This window comes from Synechococcus sp. Nb3U1, from assembly GCF_021533835.1.
Lineage (GTDB): Bacteria > Cyanobacteriota > Cyanobacteriia > Thermostichales > Thermostichaceae > Thermostichus.
Window position 1 is genome coordinate 1,975,783 of the sequence record NZ_JAKFYQ010000001.1, and the last position, 22,761, is coordinate 1,998,543.

The 22,761-nt window shown below is 56.7% G+C and carries 26 protein-coding genes and 1 riboswitch; of the genes, 13 read left to right on the forward strand and 13 right to left on the reverse strand.

All coding sequences use genetic code 11. The annotated features are described in order from the left end of the window. Positions 1-6 precede the first annotated feature (6 nt). From L1047_RS09375 to L1047_RS09390, 4 genes are all read right to left on the reverse strand, one after another. Positions 7-837: an ABC transporter ATP-binding protein gene (locus tag L1047_RS09375; protein WP_235278592.1), complete on the reverse strand. Its 831-nt coding sequence runs from the start codon at positions 835-837 to the stop codon at positions 7-9. Beyond that, a complete protein-coding gene (locus L1047_RS09380) occupies positions 815-1,834 on the reverse strand; it encodes an ABC transporter substrate-binding protein (RefSeq protein WP_235278593.1) in 1,020 nt (339 codons plus the stop codon). Before L1047_RS09380 ends, L1047_RS09375 begins: the two co-directional genes overlap by 23 nt. Before the next feature lie 81 nt (positions 1,835-1,915). Beyond that, the gene (locus tag L1047_RS09385; protein WP_235278594.1) at positions 1,916-2,725 is read right to left on the reverse strand and encodes a phytanoyl-CoA dioxygenase family protein; all 810 of its coding nucleotides are present in this window, start codon (positions 2,723-2,725) and stop codon (positions 1,916-1,918) included. A gap of 45 nt (positions 2,726-2,770) precedes the next feature. After that, positions 2,771-3,199: an ester cyclase gene (locus L1047_RS09390; RefSeq protein WP_235278595.1), complete on the reverse strand. Its 429-nt coding sequence runs from the start codon at positions 3,197-3,199 to the stop codon at positions 2,771-2,773. Between the two features lie 524 nt (positions 3,200-3,723). Continuing rightward, positions 3,724-3,825: riboswitch (TPP riboswitch) on the forward strand. A gap of 5 nt (positions 3,826-3,830) precedes the next feature. On the opposite strand from L1047_RS09390, the gene thiC reads away from it, so the two are divergent. The 4 genes from thiC to L1047_RS09410 all read left to right on the forward strand — a co-directional run bounded on the left by thiC (position 3,831) and on the right by L1047_RS09410 (position 6,757). Beyond that, positions 3,831-5,210 carry a phosphomethylpyrimidine synthase gene (gene thiC, locus L1047_RS09395; RefSeq protein WP_235278596.1) on the forward strand — a complete coding sequence of 460 codons (1,380 nt, stop codon included), beginning with the start codon at positions 3,831-3,833 and terminating at the stop codon, positions 5,208-5,210. A gap of 201 nt (positions 5,211-5,411) precedes the next feature. After that, positions 5,412-5,759 (forward strand): hypothetical protein, encoded by a 348-nt coding sequence (locus tag L1047_RS09400; RefSeq protein WP_235278597.1) that lies wholly within the window; start codon positions 5,412-5,414, stop codon positions 5,757-5,759. Between the two features lie 85 nt (positions 5,760-5,844). Next, entirely contained in the window at positions 5,845-6,243 is a 399-nt protein-coding gene (locus tag L1047_RS09405; protein ID WP_235278598.1) for a hypothetical protein, read from the forward strand. Between the two features lie 118 nt (positions 6,244-6,361). Then, the gene (locus L1047_RS09410; RefSeq protein ID WP_235278599.1) at positions 6,362-6,757 is read left to right on the forward strand and encodes a VOC family protein; all 396 of its coding nucleotides are present in this window, start codon (positions 6,362-6,364) and stop codon (positions 6,755-6,757) included. 190 nt (positions 6,758-6,947) lie between these two features. Here L1047_RS09410 and psbM read toward each other — a convergent pair whose 3' ends face one another. Continuing rightward, on the reverse strand, positions 6,948-7,055 hold the full coding sequence (psbM, locus tag L1047_RS09415; RefSeq protein WP_235278600.1) for a photosystem II reaction center protein PsbM: 108 nt from the start codon (positions 7,053-7,055) through the stop codon (positions 6,948-6,950). 81 nt (positions 7,056-7,136) lie between these two features. Next, positions 7,137-7,433, reverse strand: coding sequence for a 2Fe-2S iron-sulfur cluster-binding protein (locus L1047_RS09420; protein ID WP_235278601.1), 297 nt, complete (start codon positions 7,431-7,433; stop codon positions 7,137-7,139). Between the two features lie 376 nt (positions 7,434-7,809). Here L1047_RS09420 and psbB point away from each other — a divergent pair, with 376 nt between their 5' ends. The 3 genes from psbB to L1047_RS09435 all read left to right on the forward strand — a co-directional run bounded on the left by psbB (position 7,810) and on the right by L1047_RS09435 (position 10,203). Then, positions 7,810-9,342: a photosystem II chlorophyll-binding protein CP47 gene (gene psbB, locus L1047_RS09425; protein ID WP_235278602.1), complete on the forward strand. Its 1,533-nt coding sequence runs from the start codon at positions 7,810-7,812 to the stop codon at positions 9,340-9,342. 114 nt (positions 9,343-9,456) lie between these two features. Next, complete coding sequence (locus L1047_RS09430) at positions 9,457-9,555, forward strand: photosystem II reaction center protein T (RefSeq protein ID WP_235278603.1); 99 nt, start codon at positions 9,457-9,459, stop codon at positions 9,553-9,555. Between the two features lie 237 nt (positions 9,556-9,792). Further along, on the forward strand, positions 9,793-10,203 hold the full coding sequence (locus tag L1047_RS09435; protein ID WP_235278604.1) for a response regulator: 411 nt from the start codon (positions 9,793-9,795) through the stop codon (positions 10,201-10,203). A gap of 32 nt (positions 10,204-10,235) precedes the next feature. Here the strand turns inward: L1047_RS09435 and purQ are convergent, their stop codons facing one another. Both purQ and purS read right to left on the reverse strand, forming a co-directional pair. Beyond that, on the reverse strand, positions 10,236-10,913 hold the full coding sequence (purQ, locus tag L1047_RS09440; protein WP_268836282.1) for a phosphoribosylformylglycinamidine synthase subunit PurQ: 678 nt from the start codon (positions 10,911-10,913) through the stop codon (positions 10,236-10,238). A gap of 35 nt (positions 10,914-10,948) precedes the next feature. After that, positions 10,949-11,206, reverse strand: coding sequence for a phosphoribosylformylglycinamidine synthase subunit PurS (gene purS, locus L1047_RS09445; RefSeq protein ID WP_235278605.1), 258 nt, complete (start codon positions 11,204-11,206; stop codon positions 10,949-10,951). Between the two features lie 62 nt (positions 11,207-11,268). Between purS and L1047_RS09450 the strand changes: the two genes are divergently transcribed. From L1047_RS09450 to L1047_RS09460, 3 genes are read left to right on the forward strand one after another with little or no spacing between them, the layout of a single operon-like run. Continuing rightward, positions 11,269-12,042, forward strand: a complete 774-nt coding sequence (locus L1047_RS09450) for an ABC transporter permease (protein WP_235278606.1) — start codon at positions 11,269-11,271, stop codon at positions 12,040-12,042. Positions 12,043-12,098: 56 nt separating this feature from the next. Next, positions 12,099-12,833 carry a 2-phosphosulfolactate phosphatase family protein gene (locus L1047_RS09455; RefSeq protein ID WP_235278607.1) on the forward strand — a complete coding sequence of 245 codons (735 nt, stop codon included), beginning with the start codon at positions 12,099-12,101 and terminating at the stop codon, positions 12,831-12,833. Positions 12,834-12,869: 36 nt separating this feature from the next. Next, entirely contained in the window at positions 12,870-13,535 is a 666-nt protein-coding gene (locus L1047_RS09460; RefSeq protein WP_235278608.1) for a hypothetical protein, read from the forward strand. Here the strand turns inward: L1047_RS09460 and L1047_RS09465 are convergent. Further along, entirely contained in the window at positions 13,532-13,816 is a 285-nt protein-coding gene (locus tag L1047_RS09465) for a hypothetical protein (protein ID WP_235278609.1), read from the reverse strand. The two genes, L1047_RS09460 and L1047_RS09465, sit on opposite strands and share 4 nt — an antisense overlap. A 123-nt stretch (positions 13,817-13,939) precedes the next feature. On the opposite strand from L1047_RS09465, the gene argC reads away from it, so the two are divergent. From argC to L1047_RS09480, 3 genes are read left to right on the forward strand one after another with little or no spacing between them, the layout of a single operon-like run. Next, positions 13,940-15,052, forward strand: coding sequence for an N-acetyl-gamma-glutamyl-phosphate reductase (argC, locus tag L1047_RS09470; RefSeq protein ID WP_235278610.1), 1,113 nt, complete (start codon positions 13,940-13,942; stop codon positions 15,050-15,052). Positions 15,053-15,090: 38 nt separating this feature from the next. Continuing rightward, on the forward strand, positions 15,091-16,548 hold the full coding sequence (locus L1047_RS09475) for a hypothetical protein (RefSeq protein ID WP_235278611.1): 1,458 nt from the start codon (positions 15,091-15,093) through the stop codon (positions 16,546-16,548). A 53-nt stretch (positions 16,549-16,601) separates the two neighbouring features. Continuing rightward, entirely contained in the window at positions 16,602-17,360 is a 759-nt protein-coding gene (locus L1047_RS09480; RefSeq protein WP_235278612.1) for a pentapeptide repeat-containing protein, read from the forward strand. Positions 17,361-17,398: 38 nt separating this feature from the next. Here the strand turns inward: L1047_RS09480 and pdxA are convergent, their stop codons facing one another. From pdxA to L1047_RS09500, 4 genes are all read right to left on the reverse strand, one after another. Then, complete coding sequence (gene pdxA / locus L1047_RS09485; protein ID WP_235278613.1) at positions 17,399-18,436, reverse strand: 4-hydroxythreonine-4-phosphate dehydrogenase PdxA; 1,038 nt, start codon at positions 18,434-18,436, stop codon at positions 17,399-17,401. A gap of 38 nt (positions 18,437-18,474) precedes the next feature. Next, positions 18,475-19,263 carry a hypothetical protein gene (locus L1047_RS09490; protein ID WP_235278614.1) on the reverse strand — a complete coding sequence of 263 codons (789 nt, stop codon included), beginning with the start codon at positions 19,261-19,263 and terminating at the stop codon, positions 18,475-18,477. A gap of 125 nt (positions 19,264-19,388) precedes the next feature. Further along, complete coding sequence (aroB, locus tag L1047_RS09495; protein WP_235278615.1) at positions 19,389-20,510, reverse strand: 3-dehydroquinate synthase; 1,122 nt, start codon at positions 20,508-20,510, stop codon at positions 19,389-19,391. A 77-nt stretch (positions 20,511-20,587) separates the two neighbouring features. Beyond that, positions 20,588-22,687 carry a toll/interleukin-1 receptor domain-containing protein gene (locus L1047_RS09500; protein WP_235278616.1) on the reverse strand — a complete coding sequence of 700 codons (2,100 nt, stop codon included), beginning with the start codon at positions 22,685-22,687 and terminating at the stop codon, positions 20,588-20,590. Positions 22,688-22,761: the final 74 nt, after the last annotated feature.

Sequence of the window (22,761 nt, forward strand, 5' to 3'; positions counted from 1 at the left end):
GCCGGCTCACCGCTGCACCTCCAACATCTGCTCCAGTCCCAATGCCTCTGAGACTTGAGCGACCAGGTGATGAAATTCTGGGGAGCGCAAGATCTGAGCTGAGCGAGGTCGGGGCAGCCTTACCGGGATTCGGGCCACGATTTGGCCTGGCCTCGCGCTCATGACCACGATCTCATCAGCCAGCAGCACCGCCTCGTCGATGGAGTGGGTGACCAACAGAGCCGTCGCCCCTCGGTTTTCCCAGAGGCTGGGCAACTCCAGATTGAGCCGCCGTCGCGTCAGCTCATCCACCGCCCCAAACGGCTCATCTAGCAGCAGCAGTCGGGGCTGGGTGATGAGACAGCGGGCGATAGCCGCCCGTTGCCGCATGCCCCCCGACAGCTCGGCCGGTTTGGCCCGTTCAAACCCCTCAAGACCTATCCGCGCCAACAGATCTCGAATCACCTGCCGATCCACCGACTGCCGGGCCAGGGTTTGGGCCAGAGCCACATTCGACTCCACGCTGCGCCAGGGCAGCAATGAGGGATCCTGAAAGGCGACGGCGATCTCCCCCCGCTTCTTCAGCACCACGGGCGGTAGGCCGTCGATCAGCACCTGGCCAGAGGACAACTGCTCCAACCCCGCGATCGCCCGTAGTAGGGTGGATTTGCCACAGCCCGATGGCCCCACCAGCGCCGTCAGGGATCCCGGTTGCAACCGCAGGTTGATATTGGCCAGGGCTGGCACCTGAGATCGCCCCCAGCCGAAGATCTTGCTGCCCTCCACCACCCGCACCTCTGGGGGCTGGATGGCTCTGGGATCCCTTAGGTTGGCTCTAGATGGTAGATCGACCGTCATAGATCTCTTCTAAGATTGAGCGATCCCAAAGAGCAGGGGTGACCTCCTCTCCTAGGAGGTTGAGGGTTTCCACATTGGCAGCCACTGTGTCATCGGTAAACCAGCCAAATCCGTTCTGGTCAGTCAAATCCGAGAACATCAGCTTCAGCTGCTCCCTGGCCTGTAGTTTCTGGGTCTCCAGATCCAGGCCAGCATCCGGGAACATCGCTAGGGTCAGCTCAGCAGCCGCGTCGGTATCGGCTTTGTAGTCTTGCCAGCCCCTGATCTCCCCGCGCAGGAGGCCGATCACCTCCTCTCGGCGGGTTTCTAGGCTCTTTTCTAGGACAATGTAGGTCTGGCTATGAACGGTGTAGCCATAGTCCGCCATCAACAGGGTGACGTTGTCGATCCCCTGGACGGTCATAGCTACGGGCAAGTCGGTGAGCCAACATAACAGACAGTCCACTTCGCCATTCACCAACGGGGCGGCATCGTACTGGGTAGGGATGATGGTGATCTGGTCGATATCCACATCGTTGAGGGTGCAGAGGGTCTGCAACACAGGGGTGTTGGCGGTGGCCATGCCGATGCTCTTACCCTCCAGATCTTTGGGCTCGTTCACCGGGTTAGCCGGCAAAGAGGCGATAGCAAAGGGGTTTTTCTGCATCGCCACCGCGATGATCTTGAAGGGAGCCCCTTGCGAGACGGCAGCCGCCGTGTAGTCTGCCGCCGAGATGCCCATCAAGGCGGTGCCACTCACCACGGGCGGCTCGACGGGCGCGTTGGGGCCGCCGGGTACTAAGCTCACCTCCAACCCCTCTTCAGTCCAGTACCCTTTATTCTGGGCAATGTAGCTGCCCCCGAACTGCACCGAGTGCAACCAGGAAAGCTGAAAGCCCACCGATGTAGCGGCACGGACATAGGAAGACCGCAGCAATGAGGAGCCAGCCACAAAGGCCCCACCAGCCCCCAAGAGTTTGATGGCGCTACGACGAGAAAAAACATGAGATCCAGACATCAAACCCTCTTGAGACAGAGAGAAAAACAGCTCGCTGCCCCAAAAGTGCCCCAACTGTTGAGGTAGATTCTGTACCTATAGCTACTGCTCTTGCCAAAAGGCCGCAACAGGCCACGCTCGCTCCACAACAGAAGTCTCGGGGTGAGCATAGCGAATGGAAATCCGCCGGAAGGGATGGGGACAGGCCTGGCCACCAGCGTGGAGGGTGCGGGAATCCAGAATCATGACATCCCCAGGCTGGAAACTGGGGGCAAGAATCCGGAACTTAGGATCCAGTCTTTTCCCTTGCATTGCCCCATCAATATCAGGAACGGGAGCAAGAATATGCCCCCCCTCAGCCAGAGTGGCCTCCGCCGCAGAAAATTCAACAGGGGCGTAGAGCGGCCCGTGATGGGATCCCACCACAGCCCGTAATCCTTGCCCTTCCAGAACCCTGTCCAATGGAATCCAAAAGGTTAGAAACCAGGGCTCAAGAGGGTGATAGGGGTGATCCTGATGCCAGGGGCTGAGGGTTTGGGATCCAGCCTCCGAGTAAAAAAACTGATCTTCTAGCAAGAGAACCGAATGGGTGCCAAAGACACTTGCTGCTAGCTCGGGCAGGATCCCTTGAGTTGCAACCCCAGCCAGGGTTTCATCCTCGAGCCAGCGAAACAAGTCGCTTTGAGTAACGGGCTCGCCGGGTGGGGAGAGCGTCCGAAAATGAGGCCCTGGCTTAGCCCGTAAACGATCGATCGTCCGAATCAATGCAGCGCACAAATTGGGCTCAAGGATCCCTGGCAGCACAGCCACTCCATCTTGCCCAATCTGCTCAGACAGCAGGGAGCGGGGGCGGGAGGGAACCTCCAGCAACTTCATGCCCAATTTGAGCTGTAGTCTAGTTGGTAAGGCCATCCGCAAGACATCTTCAATAACTTTCAACAAGTTTCAATAAATAGCCTATTGAGGGGGGCACTTCCGCTCAAGTTTCAATACCCCCAGTTGCTCGTAGACTGACAGACCATCCCAGATAGACCAACATTGCGCAAAGCGCCCCCCCGACAACCGCAGCAGATCAATGCCCGTCATGGTAATTCGCTTTTGGGTGGCGGGAATGTCATCGTAGGTATCTACGTGTAGGCCACTTGTGGTCCAGTGCAGCACCACCATATCTCCTTCCGTAACGAGATGATCGATCCGGGTTTCCACCTCCTTAAACGCTTTGAAATAGCGTTCCACATCCGCTTTAACCACATCGATGCCATTGCCATCAAAGCCGGTCATGTGAACTACAGCTGTGGGTAGCCAGTAGTCCTCTACTGCGCTGAGATCCCCTTGGGCCCAGAGGCGGGTGTGGTACTCGCGAACAATATCAGCATTGGTGCTCATCAGGGATCCCTTTACTGGCTTGCATGAGTAGGGCGGCACAACCCCAAGTTTGACGTGGCCACCCCCGAGTCGCCAAGTCTAAGGTCTCAAGACTATGCCCACAATTGCTCGGCTATTCCGGCTATTCCAGTATCGATAGACCTTTACAATTGAGATCGGCTGAGATCGGCATTCCAGGGATGTCAGGGTGGGAGCGGATGCGCTGGCCAGAGAGAGGAGAAAAGCGTATGGGCTTGCTACCAGCAGGAGATATGGGTGGCACCAAGACCAGCCTTAGCCTTGCCGATGTAGGATCCCAGCCGCTGGCGCTGCTGCTATCTCAGTCAAGATTACCCCAGCCTTGCCCCGATCCTGCAGGAGTTGCTGCCATGAGCTCAGCAGAATGACCAACCAGTACATTCAGGGGCAAGGGAAGCCGTCCTAGAACAATGGGGCTTGTATCCCATTGATTTGGCCAAGGAGCTGAAGCTGAAACGAACAAATTGTGAAGCTCCCCGCCCTACTTCAACTCAGGTGATAACATTACACCACGCTAGGAGTGTCTGGGATCCCTTCCCCAGGCTGAGATTACATCCTTGGAACCTGAACTGGCTCACACCAGCGTAGGAAAGCAAGCACTGGAGCAAACAATATGCGCAACGAATGGATTGCCCGTCGTCGTGGGCAAGCGAATGTCACACAAATGCACTTTGCCCGTCAGGGGTTGATCACCGAAGAGATGGATTATGTGGCCAAACGGGAAGCTTTGCCTGCTGAATTGATCCGCTCCGAAGTTGCTCGGGGTCGCATGATTATCCCGGCCAACATCAACCACTCCAACCTAGAACCCATGGCGATTGGGATCGCCTCTCGGTGCAAAGTCAATGCCAATATCGGTGCTTCCCCTAATTCCTCGGGATTGACTGAAGAAGTCGAAAAACTGAAGTTAGCCGTCAAGTATGGGGCCGATACCGTCATGGATCTCTCCACCGGCGGCGGCAATTTGGATCAAATTCGGACTGCGATTATCCAGGCTTCGCCCGTGCCGATTGGAACTGTGCCCATGTATCAAGCTCTAGAAAGTGTACATGGCCAGGTGGAGAAACTCTCGGCAGAAGATATTCTGCACATCATTGAAAAACACGCCCAGCAGGGGGTGGACTACATGACCATCCATGCCGGGATCCGAATCGAGCATTTGCCCCTGGTGCGCCATCGCTTGACGGGGATTGTTTCTCGGGGTGGCGGGATCCTAGCCCGTTGGATGTTGGCCCATCACCAACAAAATCCTCTCTACACCCACTTCCGCGACATTATCGAGATCTTCAAAAAATACGATGTCTCTTTTAGTTTGGGAGATTCTCTGCGACCGGGCTGTCTACACGATGCCTCCGATGAAGCCCAACTGGCAGAATTGAAAACCCTGGGCCAACTGACTCGGAAAGCTTGGGAGCAGGATGTGCAGGTGATGGTGGAAGGGCCTGGTCATGTACCGATGGATCAGATCGAGTTCAACGTGCGCAAGCAAATGGAGGAATGTAGCGAGGCTCCTTTTTATGTTTTGGGACCGTTGGTAACCGATATTGCCGCAGGCTATGACCATATCAGTTCAGCGATTGGGGCCGCTTTGGCCGGTTGGTACGGCACCGCCATGCTCTGCTATGTCACCCCGAAAGAACACCTGGGTTTGCCCAATGCGGAGGATGTGCGCAATGGTTTGATCGCGTACAAAATTGCTGCTCATGCCGCCGATATTGCTCGACATCGAGCGGGGGCCAGGGATCGGGATGATCAGATGTCCAAGGCTCGTTTTAATTTTGATTGGAACCGCCAATTTGAGTTATCTTTGGATCCGGAGCGTGCTAGAGAATACCACGACGAAACCCTACCCGCCGATATCTATAAAACCGCTGAGTTTTGTTCGATGTGTGGGCCAAAGTTTTGCCCGATGCAAACCAAAATGGATGCAGAAGCCCTAAGTGAACTGGAACAATTTTTGGCCCAACAGCCGGTTGCAGAAGCCTTAACCTGAGCTTGATTCTTTGCGGTTCTCCTGACTCTATGGTGACAACACTAGGTGTTCCACATGTCAACGCCTTACGGAGTAAGGATCTCAAGGCACAGAAGGCTCCTGCTCCACCACATTTTCAAGAGAGCCTTCTTTACAATGAAATTCAGCAGAAACTGAAGAAAAAGCTGCTAGAAAAGATAGGTGTAACGTGGTGGCCAGCCAATGGGGAAGTTGCTTGGAGTCGTGGGCCTGACTTTTCTCTGGGCGATCCTTTCCACCTTTGTCCCCCCTTGGCTGGGGCTAAAGTTGACAGAGTTCTACCTGTGGTTATTCCAGCGGCAATTCCCCCCTAGCCTAGAGTTGGGGGCTTTGGCCATAGCCTTCATGATGAGCCTGGGCTATGCCTTTGGCCTGTTGTGGGGCTATGTGTCGGGCTTTGTCCTCTTGCCTCGCCTATGGGTTGGAGGGGGGATCCTGGCCAAGGTGCTGGTGGGTCTCGTCACCTATATCCTTTGGACACTGCTGGTATTCGAGGTTCTGTACCGAAGTGCCCTGCGTCAAGTGCCATAAGTTCGGGATCCAGATCACAGAAGCCAAGCTGCTGAAGTGCTAGTTTTCAACTGTCTACTGTCGATCATCACTGTGGGGCAAGGTCGTGAGAAGACTGCTGTGGATCGCGGGTTTTGTGGTGGTTACCGTCCATTGGCCAGGAGTAGCCGCCTTCGCCGACCAAGCCAGCTACATTAGCCGAGCCGATGCCATTCGAGCCGGTAACCGCATTGATCTGGATCAAGAGGTGCGCTTTTTCTGTCAGCCTTGTGGAGATACACAGTCCGAATCTCTGACGGTGGATGCAATTGCTGTGTACTACACCGGTTTGGATGATTATTATTCTTTATATTTGAATGATTTTCCGGTAGATTTGGCCTACACTTACATCCTCCATGAGGGGAAGTGGAACAATATGGCCATGTTGCTCGAGCTTGAGGTGACAGATGTGCCTCAAATCTTGCCAGATCTACCCATGGTAAAAAGAGAAGTGGACGTTCCTTAAACTCCCGTTGAATTGATTGGCCGGGTTGGCGATGGCTCCCCCACCCTTCTTGGCCGCAAGTTATGCTGAATGATAAGAGAAACAATTGCAGTAAGCTCAATTGAGCACAGAGGATGACATGGCACTCAAGCAACTCGGGCATGTCGCTGTTCGAGTCGAAGACATTCCTAAGGCGGTGGAGTTTTACCGTCAGTTGGGTATGGTCAATGTTTGGCAAGATGCAGACTGGGCCTACATGAAGGCGGGAGAGGATGGCTTAGCACTGTTGGGGCCAGGATATCGCTCGGCAGGGCCTCACTTTGGCTTTGTCTTCGATAACTTGCAGGAACTGGAGCAAGAGCACCAGCGCTTGAAATCCCAAGGGATCCCCGTAGGAGCCATTCACGAACATCGGGATGGCACGGCCTCTTTTTATGGCAAGGATCCCGACGGCAACCTATTTGAGTTTTTGTATGAGCCTGCCGGAACCTTTGCTCAAACCGTGGCAGGCCAAGCCGTTGCTTCAGGCACTTAGGCGGTATGGCTCAAGAGGTATGGCTCAAGAGTAGATACAACATCTCCCGTCCAAACAAAAGGGATCCCTTGACTCAGAACAGGGATCCCTTCTGCTTCGTAACTTTACTTTCCTAAGTTTCCTTTCTTTCTGAGTCCAGCCCAGACGTAGCATCAGCAACCAGACCCAAACTAGACCCAGATGAAAAGACTCAGTCGCTGGACTTGCTAGAGGTTTGCACGTACAGGATCACCAAGAAAATAGCGGGCACCAAAATCGCCAACATCGTACCCAGGAGGCCCAAGTAGTTTGTTTCCATAACTCCACATGCCGCGAACCCAACTGGCAGTCAGCATATCATTCTCAGGTACGGCTTGCGCAAAGGGCGGGAGGACTCATCTTAGGGTTTGGTCTTGACGGAAACATCTCCTAGCACTTTGGTCTGGCAGGCAAGGCGGTAGTTGTCGGATTTGCGCTTGAGCTTGCGGTTTTCGGCTTCGGTACGCGGCGAGAGGTTTTCCAACCCTTCCAGGATTTCCACCACACAGGTGCCACATTGGCCATTGCCGCCGCAGTTCATCAGCTTGGCCATCATTTTGTAGAGATCAATCTGGTTTTCCAGCGCCTTCAACCTCAAGTTGGCGCCATCAGCGACGAAGATCTCCTGGTTTTCGTTGACGAAGCGGATCGTTGCCATAGAGCAGCAGGGGACGACGACACCTTTCAGCCTGAGCTAGGAAAGCGCTCACTTTTACCAAATATTGTTACATTTTAAGTCACAATTTTAATCTCTGTCGAGAGATCTGGGAGGATGATGCCAAACCAGACGGCATCCTGCCTGAAACCGCTCAGGTCGGTTGCGTTTCGTTATACTGTTTGATGCCCGTGATGAAGATTCTGAGAGCGATATCCTTACTGGGTGCGCTTAGGGGTTCAGGCGGGTGCGGCACCCCTCGACACTGATAGAGACTGACTGAAGAGACTGCTCAGGTCAGGATCCCAGGTGAAGATGTCGGCTTAATTTTTTTACTGGATATCGCGCAATTGTTGGAGAACGTGGAGGACCGAACTTTATGGGACTACCGTGGTATCGGGTCCATACGGTTGTACTGAATGACCCAGGTCGTCTGATCTCGGTGCACCTCATGCATACCGCTCTGGTAGCAGGGTGGGCCGGATCGATGGCGCTTTATGAAACAGCCATTTTTGATCCGTCGGATCCCGTCCTGAACCCGATGTGGCGTCAGGGCATGTTTGTAATGCCATTTATGGCTCGCCTTGGGGTGGAAAACTCCTGGGGTGGCTGGAATATCTATGGTGAGAGCGTGGCCAATGCAGGCTTCTGGACGTTTGAAGGGGTAGCCACTGCCCACATCGTCTTGTCTGGGCTGCTCTTTTTGGCCGCCTGCTGGCACTGGGTGTACTGGGATCTGGAGCTGTTCCGGGATCCCCGCACCGGTGAGCCGGCTCTAGATTTGCCGAAAATGTTTGGGATCCACCTGCTGTTGGCCGGGATCCTCTGTTTTGGATTTGGTGCTTTTCACCTGACCGGGGTATTCGGCCCTGGAATGTGGGTGAGCGATCCCTACGCAACCACAGGCCATGTGCAGCCGGTAGCACCGGAATGGGGTCCCGCTGGGTTTAACCCCTACAACGCAGGCGGTGTAGTCGCCCACCACATTGCTGCTGGCATCGTCGGTATTATCGCTGGCCTATTCCACCTGACGGTTCGTCCGCCCCAGCGCCTCTATCGCGCCCTGCGCATGGGGAATATCGAGACGGTGCTCTCGAGTTCGATTGCGGCGGTGTTTTTCGCAGCCTTTGTGGTGGCTGGTACCATGTGGTACGGCAGTGCCACGACCCCGGTGGAGCTGTTTGGCCCCACCCGCTATCAGTGGGATTCCGGTTACTACAGTCAGGAGATCAATCGGCGAGTGAATGCGGCCATGGAAGCCGGTATGACCCGTAATGAGGCTTATGAGTCCCTGCCGGGATCCCTGCTGTTCTACGACTATGTGGGCAATAGCCCGGCCAAGGGGGGTTTGTTCCGCGCTGGCCCCATGAACAAAGGGGATGGCTTGGCGACCGAGTGGCTGGGTTACCCCGTCTTCCGTGACCAAGAAGGGCGGGAACTGACGGTACAACGGTTGCCCAACTTCTTCGAGACCTTCCCCGTCATTTTGCGGGATGCGGATGGGGTGGTACGGGCGGATATTCCCTTCCGTCGGGCGGAATCTCGCTACAGCTTTGAGCAGGTGGGGGTGACGGTTGAGTTCTTTGGCGGTAAGTTGGACGGCCAAGTCTTCACCGATCCCGCAACCGTTAAGAAGTACGCCCGAAAAGCGCAGTTGGGTCAGTTGTTTGAGTTCGACCGCGAAACCCCGAAAGCGGATGGTACTTTCCACACCAGCCCCCGGGGATGGTTCACTTTTGGACATGCGGTCTTTGCGTTGCTGTTCTTCTTTGGCCACATCTGGCACGGCTCTCGCACTCTGTTCCGGGATGTGTTTGCCGGTATTGACCCGGATATGAGCGAAGAAATGGTGGAATTTGGTGTCTTCCAAAAGTTGGGGGATCCCACCACTCGCAAAGCCCAAGAAGCCTAAGGCCCTATTGGCCGCTGCCGTCAGCACTCTGTTCTGATATTAAGGATGGGGTGCTGACGGTTCCGAGTTAATCTGAAATCAAGCCATCTTAAAAATCCAGTTCGGAGGTTTCGTATGGAAGCCATTGCCTACACCTTTATCCTGTTCCTGACGCTGGGCGTTCTGTTCTTTGCCATCGCCTTTCGGGAAACCCCCAAAATCACCAAAAAGTAACCCAAGAGTCATCTGAGAATCGTTTGAGGGAGCTGAGGCCACGGCCCAATGGGGCATCGGGTCGTATATTCTCTTGCCAGCAAGGCCGGCGGGGATCCCTCCGGCTTTGTTGTATTTAGGAGTGTATTAGGGGTGCAGATTTTCTAGCGCTTCGGTTGAAATTCTCAGCATTTTGGCGGAGAACCCTTGCACCTTGACCTTCTAAGATCACAGTGAAAGTCCACAGTCAAATGAACCATGGCAACAGTGCTGCTAGTGGAAGATGATCCCGTCAATGCCCGTGTTTTCGACAAGGTATTGCGGCGGCGGGGTGGGTTCGAGGTCTTCCACAGCCAGAATGTGGAGCAAATTTTGCAGTTGGCCCAAGGGCATGAGGTGGATGTGATTCTGCTGGATGTTTCCCTTTCCCAAAGCACCTTTCGGGGTGAGGCGGTAGACGGGATCCGCATTGCTCAACTGTTGAAAGAGGATCCCAAAAGCAACCCTATCCCCATCATTTTGGTGACGGCCCATGCCATGCGGGGTGACCGGGAGGCGTTTTTGGCCCAGAGCGGAGCAGATGGTTATATTGCCAAGCCGGTTGTCGATCACGAAGACATGGTGAACCAGGTGCGTAAGGTATTGCCACAGTCCTCCCAGAAACCGTAGCAGGCTTGAAACCCAGTTGGTTCTCCACCTACCTAAGCTGCCAAGCTCTGCACAATCGACTGCCAAAAAGGGATCCCGTCTTGTCCCGGCAACGCTGGATCGGCGGCCCGTTCCGGGTGGGGCATCAGCCCTAACACTCGACCGGAGGGGCTACAAAGGCCGGCAATCTGATCAAGGGATCCATTGGGAGCCACTGGATCATAGCGAAAGACGATCTGACCCTGATCCTGAAGCTGCTTGAGGGTCTCTGGATCGCAGGTGTAGCGCCCCTCCCCATGAGCAATTGGCAGGGTAAGGGTGGATCCCTGGGGATAGGCACTTGTCCAGATTAAATCCTGTCGCTCGATGCGAATGCCCACTCGGTCGCAGATGAAATGCAGATTGGCATTGCGCACCAGGGCTCCCGGCAGCAGGCCCGCCTCCGTCAAGATCTGAAAGCCATTGCAAATGCCCAGCACATAGCCCCCCCGCGCCACATGGTCTTGCAGGGATCCCATCACCGGGGCAAAGCGAGCGATGGCCCCACAGCGGAGGTAATCCCCATAGCTGAAGCCCCCCGGTAGCACCACCACATCCAACCCTGATAGATCTGGCTCCGAATGCCAAATCAGGCGGGTAGGACAGCCCAGCAATCCCCGCGTTACCCAGGCTACATCCCGATCGCAATTAGATCCTGGAAAGACAACGATACCGAACTTCACACTGGACATAGGGATCCTTGAAAAAAGACAACCGAGAGGATCCATCAAGAACCGATGGGATCCACCTGGATGTGATAGGTCTCGATCACCGGATTGGCCAGGAGTTGATCGCACAGTTGCCCCACCCGTTTTTGCGCCGTTTCGGCATCTGGGGCTTCTAGTTGAAGTTGAATGTGCTTGCCGATGCGCACCTGCTGCACCTGGGTATGGCCCAACTGATGCAGGCTGGACTGCACCGCCACACCGGCGGGGTCAAGCACAGAGGGGCGCAGGTGAATCTGGATCTGGGCCTGGAACTGCATAGAATGAATGTTGGATCTGCTACGAGTGTATCAGCCAGACCGTTACGGCTTTGGATCAAATCATGGATACGTTGCGAGTGGTGGCCATTGCCCATAACGTTTTCCGAGAGACGATTCGGGATCGGATTCTCTACCTGGTAATGGTGTTTGCGGTGGTCATGCTGGGGGCCATTGTTTTGATTCCGGAAGTGGCCAACCAAGCCCACAACAAAGTCATTGCCGATCTGGGGCTGGCGGCGATTCATTTCCTCGGCTTGATTGTGGCAATTTTCGTCGGCACAGGGTTGGTCAACAAAGAAATTGAAAAGCGTACCGTCTACGTGTTGATCGCCAAACCCATGAGTCGGGCGGAGTTTATCGTCGGTAAGCATCTGGGGCTGGCGGCCTTGTTGTCGGTGCTGCTGGCGATCATGACGGCGATTTTTCTGCTGGGCCTGTTGCTGGTGCAGGCGGAAATCCCTCTGTTCGCCCTTCTCTGGGCGGCGGTGTTTATCTTCCTAGAGCTGGTGTTGATCGTGGCGGCAGCGTTGCTGTTTGGGGTGTTTACCTCCTCGATTTTGGCCACCCTCTACACGATTGCCCTGTTCCTCATGGGCCATGCCAGCCGCGCCCTGCTGCAACTGAGCAGGTTGGTGGAGGATGCCGGGTTTGGCAAGGTGTTCGAGGTGATCTATCTGGTTTTGCCCGACCTGGAACGTCTTAATCTGAGAGATGCCGCCGTTTACGGCCAGATTCCATCGGCAGGAGAGCTGCTGGGGGATGCCCTCTATGGCTTGGTCTATACGACTCTGCTGCTCATCCTAGCGGTGTTGGTGTTTGCACGGCGTCAATTTTGATTTGATCCTAGTTGAATCCCAGATCTTGAAATTTTGCTCCACTATTCCCTCCCCTCATGCGTTTTTTCCATTTCCATACCCCTGAACAGGTGCCTCTGTCCGGGATCCCCGAATGTGCGGTGGTCATCGATGTGTTGCGAGCCACCACCACCATTGCCACGGCGCTGGCAGCGGGAGCAGAAGCGGTACAGGTGTTTGCCCATTTGCAGCAGCTGCAGGAGGTGAGCCAAGCTTGGCCAGCCCCCAAGCGGCTCTTGGCCGGAGAACGGGGGGGTAAAACAGTGGTGGGATTCGATCTGGGCAATTCTCCCCTGGACTACACACCGGAACGGGTTCAGGATAAGCGCATTTTTATGAGCACCACCAACGGCACCCGCAGCCTACAGCGCGTTGAAGGGATCCCTGTGGTGATTACGGCAGCGCTGGTGAACTTGGGAGCGGTGGTGGATTTTCTCAAGGCGGGGGCCTTTGAGGAGGTGTGGCTGGTGGGATCCGGCTGGGAGGGAGCTTTTGCTTTGGAAGATACCGTGTGTGCCGGGGCCATTTTGCATCGTCTGGGGTGTCAAACCCATCTGGAGCAGCTGGGCAACGACGAGGCGCTTGCGGCCTTGGCTTTGTATCACACTTGGCAGGGGGCTCTGCTGGAACTAGTGCGGCGCTCCAGTCATGGGCAGCGGCTTTTGGGGCTTGGGCCAGAGAATGAGACGGATCTGGCCTACTGTGCCGATGTGGATCGCTTGGCAGTCGTACCTCGACAGCTGCAGCCTGGGATCCTGGCCAGTGCCAGCTAGGCTGGGTTACAGCTCTTGCGCGGGGTTTTCTCCAACATGGATCCCTTTCGGAAACTGCCCGCCCAAACAGGGTGCTTGGCGAATTTTTCTTGGCGCTGGTGCTTGGCCAGTGGGTTGGGGGGGGCTGTGGCAGGGTGGCTAGAAGGATCCGGCTGGCAGTTTTCGGCCACACTGCTGCTGTTGGGGTTTTCTGTCGGCTTGGCTCAAAGTCTTGGCCTGGCTGGTTTCCGCCTACCGCAGGTCATGGGATCCTGTCGCACCTTCGGTTGGGGGTGGGTGGCCGTGACGGGCTTGGCTTGGATCCTGGCAGGATGGGTGCGGCTGGGGATGCAGCCGGGGTTGACCCTTCTAATCGAGGGCCTGAACCCGCTTTTTAGCTTTGCCGGGGTAGTCTGGCTAAATTTCGTCAATGAGGCGGCGCAGGGCTTGGGGCTGTCGCTGCTGCAGTGGGGGCTGTACCTACGGCGATTTCCTCTACCTATTTTGAGTTGGGTTGGGGTCAACCTGTTGGCGGGGGCCCTCAGAGGCGGGATCAGCGCCTATGCCTGTGAGTTGCTCTGTGCGGGGCCGGCCTTGGGATCCAGCGGGTCTACGGCGGTGGTCTATGGGTTGGGGTGGCTGGCCTACGGCGGGGTGACCGGTTTCTGGCTGGCTCGCTGGGTCTCGGGGGATCCTTCTACACCCAAACCAGCCCCCGACTAACCCGCTTGGGCCGTATCGGGGGCAATGCCCAAAGCCTTCTGCTGGAGCCACACCTGCCAGTCACCAGGAATCAGCTTACTGTTAAAAGCATCGCCCGAAACAAACACATCCCGCTGATTTTGCGCCAAGACAAAAATGGAGCGACGGTCGAAGTGGGAAGTGAGCTTGTAGAGGGTGTAGGGGCCTTCTGCGTAGAGAGTGAGGGTTTCCTGATCCAGGCCATGACGGCTGCTTTGGCCATAGGCCCTCAAAACAATGTTGATCAGTCGCTCATACTGCATAGCCTGTCAGGATTCAGAGCCGCTCCAAGTGAATTCAGCATAACAAACTCCACTTTTGACCAAGACGGGATCCGGACAAATGCGATAAAAGTAAGGCAATCTCTTTTGCGCAGGCACCCTATCATGTCCAACAGCGCCGCAGCGCCCCGTCCTTCTCACCCCACAGAAGCCGTTCGTGTCGGGATCATCGGTGCCTCTGGCTACGGGGGGGTACAGCTGGTGCGGTTGCTGAGCGAACATCCCGGCGTGCAAATGACTTATCTAGCTGGGCAAGACAGCGTCGGTAAACGATACGGAGATCTCTACCCCCAATTGGCCCATATGGTGGATCTGTCGATTCAGCCGGTGGATGTGGATCGAATTGCCGCCAGCAGCGATGTAGTGTTTTTGTCCTTACCCAATGGATTGGCCGCGGATCTGGCCCCACCTCTCTTGGCCAAAGGCTGCAAAGTTTTGGATTTGTCGGCAGATTACCGCTTTCGCAACCTGGCCACCTATCAGTCTTGGTACCGCATGGGCCAAGCGGATCCCAACTGGCCCAGCCCCGAATATCGTCAAGCCAATGAGGGATCCGTCTATGGGTTGCCGGAACTATACCGGGAGTCGATCGCTCAAGCGCAATTGGTGGGGTGCCCTGGCTGCTATCCGACGGCCTCGTTGTTGGCCGTGGCCCCCCTCTTGCGGCAAGGGTTGGTAGAGCTAGACAGCCTCATTTTCGATGCCAAATCTGGCGTTTCTGGGGCAGGGCGAGCCGCTAAAGTGGGATCTTTGTTTGCGGAGGTGGATGGCTCTTTTGCCGCTTATGGGGTGGCACAACACCGCCATACCCCCGAGATCGAGCAAGCCTGTTCTGATTTGGCCCACACCCCGATCACGGTGCAATTTACCCCCCATTTGGTGCCAATGGTGCGAGGCATTCATGTCACCCTGTATGCCACCCTGCGGGATCCCGGCCTGGTGGGGGAAGACCTGCTCACCATCTACAACGCCTTTTATCGCCAATCGGCTTGGGTGAGGGTTCTACCCCGGGGCGTTTACCCGCAAACCAAATGGGTCTCGGGGACGAACAGCTGCATGATCGGGGTGGAGGTGGATAGCCGCACCAACCGTGTCATCGTCCTTTCAGTGATCGACAACCTAATGAAGGGCCAAGCGGGACAGGCGGTGCAGTGCCTAAATGTGATGATGGGTTGGCCAGAAACTCTGGGCTTGCCCCGGCTGGCCTTTTACCCCTAGCTATAATGCCGATAGCCCCTCTGAGGCCGATTTTGCCCATGTCTAAGCCCCTGGATCCCCAGTCTGACTCTTCTTCATCTTCATCCACTGCAACTGCTGCCGACCCGGCTGCGTCGGAATCCGCTAATGGATCGGCCACATCCCCTGCTGCGGGCCTGAACTGGGAGGAGTTGTTGCGGCAACTGGAGGCAAGCTGGCAGGAACTCCCACAACGCTCCGAAGAAACAGTGCAACAAACCCTAGCTCGGTTGCAACTGGAGTGGGGCGGGTTGTGTCGAGAAGCGCGGGATCGCTTACAAAAAGCTTTGGAAGCCGCCGAAGCCACAGGATCCCTGCAGCCCATTCCGGCGGAGATCCGGGCTTTGTTGCCGCTACTGAACCCCAGCCAATGGGAAGTGGTGATCGCCTCCTTGGCGCGTGCTTCCGACCGGGCGTTGGTGGCCAGCCTGCTATTCCACTGGGGGCAAGAGCAACCACATCCAGAGACCCCAACAGACGGGATCCCGTCTGTCTTATCCCCTGATCAGTGCTCCTCTTTGGAGACTATGAGCGCCCGCGCCTATGGCAACAGCCGCATGCCCCTGGTGATGGACAAGTCGGGTCAGATCCAAGTGAAAGCCTCAGCTGCCCTGTTGGCCACCCTGATCGCCATCGAGATCGGCAGCGTGGGTTCGGCAGGTGCCTTGTCTTTGCTGGGCACACCGGAGCTGCGCAAACTCTTGAGTGCCGATGGCAAATTGCGGCAGACGGGCCTGAAACAGGGGCGCACCGCTCTCACAGAAGAGGAATGGCAAACCCTGCGTCGTTGGTTGGATCCCAAGGGATCCCCCCCTAGCAACGACTGGTATCTCAACCTCACCCAACTGGGGATCCAAACCACCCAAGTGGGGGATTATGTGGCGCGGCGACTACGGGAATTTTTCCAGAGCGAGTGGATTAAGCTCCTCATTCCCCCGCTGTATCACCTGGTGATCGACGCGATGCGGCTGTTGACGGGGGAAGTGTTTCTCAGCGTTGGCACCACCCTGGAGTCCGCCTTAGAATCCGCCGAAGCAGGACGTCGGCTGGAGTTGGTGTTACAAGCCTTGCCCCAAGCGCGGAATATCCCTACCCCAGAACGGATCCAGGCGGCCATTCCCGCTGTCACCGAAGCTGCCGAGAAAACCCTGAAGCCCCTGTTGGCACGGCAGTTGATGGCGGTGGCCGATACCTTCGATCCACCCATCCGTAACGAAGGCTTGAACGAATTGGGGCGGCAACTAAACCTTTGGAACCCCTTTCAGTTTTTGCTCACCTGGAGCAGTGCCGGTTGGTTGGAGGCGCTTCTGGATCAGATCCAGCAACTGCAAACCACCTACCCAGAAATGCCCCTATGGGAGAGCTATGGCCAGGGCATTGAAGCGGCAGCAGAAGCCTCACGGGTCATGGATCAGGCAGAAGCCCTGCGCCTGACGGCTAAGAGTCTGGATCCGAAGTTGGAGCAGCCGGACGATTAAACCCCTCTGGTATGCTGTTGAGGTTCACCGGAGCCTACCGCTTGTGAGCCGTTATGATCACCGTTCGCACCGCTGCCGATCTGCTGGAGCACTATGCCGCCTGGGAACGAGACTTTATCGGCATTTGCCTGCACGGCGCCAGCTTGCCAGCCGCCTACTTGCGAGAGATCAACCTCAAGGGATCCCATCTGCCGGGGATTGATCTGCAGGGGGCCATGCTGTGTGGATCCCATCTGGAGGGGGTTCATCTGCACGGGGGTAACCTCAGCCAAGCCAACCTAGAGAGCTGTAGCCTCCAGGATAGCCATCTGGAGGAGGTCGATCTGAGTGAGGCCAATTTGCGCGGCTCCAACCTGCACCGAGCCAATTTGCAGGGATCCCGTCTGGAGGGGGCGGACTTGCGCATCACCATTTTGCGACGGGCTAACCTGCAGCAGGCACACCTACAAAGAGCTCAACTGACAGAGGCCGACCTGAATCTAGCGAATTTGCGCGGGGCCAATTTGTTTCAAGCCAACTTGAATGAAGCCAGCCTCGAACAAGCGGATCTGAGCGCCTGTACCCTCTGGCAGACCAACCTGAGGGGGGCGAATTTACGTGGGGCTCTCCTACGCCTAGCCAACGGTCAAACGGCCAATCTCCAAGGTGTCAATTTGAGCCAGGCGGTGCTGATCGGAGCCAATTTGCGGGGGGCCGATCTGCGAGGGGCACAGTTGACAGGAGCAGCCTTTGGCGGTGCCTATTTCGACAGCCTTACCCAATTTGATGCCGACTTTGATCCCATCGCTCAGGGTATGCGGCGGCTATACTGACCCAGCCTGAGCTATTTCTGTTCCTATTCACTAGAGATTCAAGAGAGCACCCTGTCAATGGGGAACCGTTCTGCTGCCAATAAAATTGCTTGCTTGAGGCTATCGGCACGGGCGACCCCTTTCCCAGCAATATCAAAAGCTGTGCCATGGTCGGGGGAGGTGCGAATAAAAGGCAGGCCAATTGTCATATTCACCGCCCGATCAAAAGCCAGCATCTTGACGGGGATCAACCCTTGGTCATGATAAAGGGCCACATAAGCATCAGCGACAGCGGCGGAGCCCAGACTGTGCCAGGCTTGGGCGGGAGATAGCCACATCGTGTCCGGTGGGAGCGGCCCCCAGGTGCGTGCCTTGGAGTAGGTTTGGAGCAAATGGGTCAGCCATCGCTGCTCTTCATCTCCCAGTTGACCTTGTTCGCCCGCGTGCGGATTCAGTCCAGCTACTGCGATCACCGGATCAGAAATTCCAAAGGTCTGTTGCAGGGATCCCACTAGCAAGTCCAATTTGGCCCGCAGCAGATCTGGGGTGAGCCTATCTGGAACTTTGCGCAGGGGAATGTGGGTGGTTGCCAACAGGACCCGCAGCTGCCAGTGGCTGAAGGGGGAACGGGCCACGAATAACATGCCGTAGCGTTCAGAGTGGCTGAATTGCGCCAAAACTTCGGTTTGACCGGGGAAACGGTAGCCCGCTTGATGCCAGAGGTATTTGGCAATAGGAGCGGTGACAATCGCTTGAAACTGTCCCAGCAGAGTTTGTTCAATCGCCGTTTTGAGATAAATAAAACTGGCAGCACCACTGTCAGGATTGCCCTGGCCAAGATCAGAGGGATGAAGCCGAAAATCCGTATCACATTCCCAAATCGAAAGATGGGCCGGATCGGCTAGGGGCGTGTGGGTTCTCTCCTTCAAGGCTTGGTAGGTGGCTTCTAACACCTGTCGGTTGCCCACCACCGTCATTTGTCCACAGGCTTGCACTTCAGATTCCGCAAGCGCCTTGAGAATAATTTCCGGGCCAATGCCGAGTGGATCCCCAAGGGTCAGGGCCAGTTTGGGGGGTGGAGAAGCAGGTAACATCATTTGGGTTGCGACTCTGGCAGGCTGGCAGAAGGGGCTCCTCAAGGGTTGCGATGTAAGGAGGGATCCCCGGGGGCTTCGGAGCGGCTAAATTCATTCAGATCATTGAGGCGACGCAGGATCCCCCATCCTTGTAGGGCTTCCAGTAGGGCTTCACGCACAATGGCCACCGTCTCTTGATCAAGGGCCAAACGCAGATAGTCCACTGCCAAACGGGTTTGGTCAGCATCCAACTGGGGCATCAAACTTTGCAAACGACGAACGCCCACCAGCCGCTTAAACGAATCAGGGGAAGCAATATCGCTCAGATCCCGCTCCAATTGAGACCGTTGCCTCTCCTGTCGGCGATTTAACCACTCCCAAAGCAGCACCGCCAACAACCCCAAAGTAGCCAGTCCCTGCAAAATCGCGCCCGTAGCCAGCCAGCGTTGATTGGCTTCTGCCCAGATAGAAACGAGGGTATAGGTGCCAAGGGTAGCAGCTGCTCCAGAACCAATCGCCACCAACAGGGAGCGATCTCCTCGACGAAACCAAGCCTGAAGTTCTTGCCAGCGTCGGATCAGTTCCCGACCCCGCAAAGCATAGAGGCCCAACATCACCAACGAGCCGACTAGCAGAGAAAGACCCAGCCGCCAATTCCAAACCGCCAATCCGACCAAGGCCAACCCCGAGAGAGCCAAAACACCCCAATGACCACGCGGGCCGCGCAAAGTCGAGACCAGCAGCAGCGCCACCTGGGATCCCATCTGAGCTGCACCTCGGTGGATCCGCCGCATGTAGTCTTGCCAGGATCCCTGACCGGAGGAAGGGGAACGCGAATGATCGTTCACAGATGGCGACTCCCAGAACTCTATCCTGTTCAGCTATTGGATCCTAGCTTGACCGCAGAAAAAGGGATAGAAGCCCCGTCCTACCCCTACGCGGAAGCAAGCTAGAAGCTAGAGCTCGTCAACAATTAGGCTGCGGTGATGGCCTCTACAGCAGCTCGCACCTGCTCCAGGTTGACCTGATCCGTCAGTTCCGCCTGGCCAATTTGGCGGGGCAAAATGAAACGAATCCGCCCCTGCTTGACTTTTTTATCCGCCTGCATCGCCTGCAACACTGCTTCCCAAGGGATCCCGGTCGGCCACTGGCTGGGCAAACCGGCTTTTTTAATCAGTTGTCGTTGCCGCTGGGCCTCTCCGGCACTCCACCACCCCAAGCGTTGGGCAATTTCTCCGGCTGCTACCATGCCCACGGCGACGGCTTCCCCATGCAGATAACGGCGATAGTGGGTAACACTTTCGAGGGCATGGCCAAGGGTATGGCCGTAGTTGAGAATGGCCCGCAATCCCCCTTCTTTTTCATCTTGTTGAACCACCAGCGCTTTACACTCGGCAGAGCGCACCAACAGGTGATGCAGATCGGCGGGGGCAAAGTCGGCATAACGGCTCAGTTTGGGCCGATCTTCCAGAAACTCAAACACATCGGGGGCCTGGATAACGCCGTATTTGATTACCTCTGCCAAGGCAGAGGAGAACTCCCGAGCGGGTAGAGTTTTCAGCACCGTTGGGTCGATCCACACCAGACGGGGTTGATGAAAGGCCCCGATCAAATTCTTCCCCTGCGGGTGGTTGACTCCGGTTTTGCCGCCAATGGAAGCATCCACCATCGCCAGTAACGATGTGGGTACCTGCACGAACGGGATCCCGCGCAGCCAGGTTGCTGCCGCAAAGCCCGCCATATCCCCGATCACCCCACCCCCCAAGGCGATGAGGCTGGAGGAGCGCTCTAGGCCAAAGGCCAGGGCGGCATCGTGAATTTTGGCGATTGAGCGCGGTGTTTTGAAGCGTTCTCCGGCGGGGAGCAAACACAGCCGTGCCTCAAAGCCCGCTTCCTGTAGCCCCTGCATTAGCCCTGCCGCAAAGTGCTTGGCGATCACCGGATGGCTCACCACCATGGCCTTGCCGGAAAGCCCGCGCGCCTGCATCTGGGATCCCAACTGGATCAGGCTATGGCCGCTGGGGCCTTCGGGGGCATGGATGAGAATGTCGTATTGGCTGCTGGGCAGCTTGACGGGAATTAGACGGGGAGCCATCGCGGTGCTGTGGAAAGGGTGGGATCCAGTGTGGCATGTTCTTCTGACCGAATCCCTGGATGAGCCTGATGAGCCATTTATGAGCTACGGTCCAGCGGCTGGGGTTCTGGCTCCGGATTGAGGCTGTCCAACTCTGGCAACGCCGTTTGCGCCAGCGGGACGGAGTCCTTGTGGCCCAATGCCTCCAGGGCTGTTTTGGCCGGCTGAAACTGGGGATCCAGTTCCAGGCAGCGTTGCCAACTGGCTTGGGCCGGTGCTATCTGCCCCATTTTCTGTTGAACGGATCCCAGGGTATGCCAAAAGCCAGGGCGACTTGGCTCCAGTTGGATGGCTTGTTCGGCATCCGCTAGGGCGGCCTCCAGTTTCCCTAGCTTCAGAGCTTCCCAGGCGCGGTTGTTCAGGGCCACGGCATCTTCGGGGGTGAGCTGCAAAACCCGCGAGTAAGCCTGCACCGCTTTTTCCGGATCCCCCAGATCGCTGTAGCTCAGTCCCAGGGCAAACCAGCCGAGGGGATCCCGGTCGTTGAGGCGGATCATCTGCTGGCAGGCACTGCGAGCTTGTTCCAACCGCCCCAGGCGGCGCAAACTGGTCACTTGGCCAAACCAGCAGGCAAAGCTACGGGAACGTTGCTGCAACAGACGCTCAAAATGATCCAGGCTGGCCTCGTATTGGCCCAAGTCCTGTCGGGCCAGAGCTAGAGCATAGCGGGCTGGAAAATGTTCGGGATCAATCTTCAGTGCCTCCTCGAAGTGGATGCAGGCTTCCTTCAGGTAGCCCAATTGCTGAAAGGCCATGCCACGGGCATACCAACTTTTCAGGTTGTCGGCATCGTAGCGCAGAGCTCGTTCTAGGGCATCGCTGGCCAACCGATATTGCCCCAGCCGCAGCAAGGCAACTCCTAGATTGTGCAGGGTGATTGGATCCCGTCGCCGCAGCCGCAAAGAGCGCTTGTAGCACTCGATGGCCGAGCGCAGCCGGTTGCACCGCAGCAGAGCATTGCCTTGAAAACGCCAAACCCGCGCACTTTTGGGGTTGATCTTCAAAACCCGAGCAAAACTGGCCGCCGCCGAACTGGGCCGACGCAAGCGGCGCAGCACGATCCCACGGGCCAACCAAGTGCGCGGCTGTTTCGGGCTGTAGCGCAGGGCCTTGTTGAGGCTATTCAGGGCTAGCTTCGGTCGCTTTAGTTGCAGCAGCCGAATGCCACGGTTGTGCCAGGCCAGCGCATCTTCCGGGTTGCTCTCCAGCACCTTGTCGTAGTTGACGACCGCTGACTTATATTGCCCTAAGCGCCCCAAAATCAAGGCCAGACTCAGGCGGGTCACCTCGTCGTAAGGGTTGATGGTCAGGGATCCGTTGTAGCTGTCCACCGCCTCCCGGTAGCGGGCCAACCGCACCAGCACATCCCCCCGCCGGCTCCAGGCCAAGGCGAAGTTGGGATCCATATTCAGGGCACGGTCGTAGGCGGCCAAAGCCTCCGTCAGGTTACCCCGTTTGCGCCAGTCTTCCCCCCGCTCAAATTGGATATCGGCGCTATTCCACTGAAATAAGCGCTGAATAAATTGCAGAATGGCGATCTGGCGGATCCCTTCTTCGGGGGTGACGGAGGGGGTTTCCCCGCTGGCAATGCGGACAATCGCCGCTTGGATGGCCCGCAAAAAGCCCTGAAAGCCCCGCACCTCCTCATCTTCCACCGGCTCGGAGCGGCGATATTGCAGCCGGAACCGTTGCAGATCCCCCGGCGGGGTAAAGCTGGGATCCAAAAAATGCATCAACTGCAGGGCGCGGTACTCGAACAGCACTGCATCCTCTTCTGAGCCGGTAAAGTCGAACAGTTCTGATTGTTCGATCGGTCGGGGCAAATCCACCGGCGTGTGGAGCAGAGCCAGCAACCGCTGATTTTGCCGGGCTGGGGCATGGGGAAAGCCACTGTAGAGCTCATCTTTCGGCCAGGGATCCCCGACAAATTCGGGCGAGACCACCAGCGCGATCCAGCGGCACTGTTCGATCGCCAGTTGCAGCTCCAGCCTGCGGTCATCCCCCGGCTGCAACATCCACTGGTCAAACCAAACTTTGAAGCCCTCTCGATCCAGCCGCTCCGCCAGTTGCCGCGCCCAACGAGCTTGAGCCCGGTGGTAGCGCAAAAAGAGATCGAATTTGTAATGTTCTGGAGACATGAACGCCTGGTAGCCGCACTTCTACAGCTTATCTTTGCTATCCCCCGACTGGGTCTGGGGCAAGGGGCAAACCT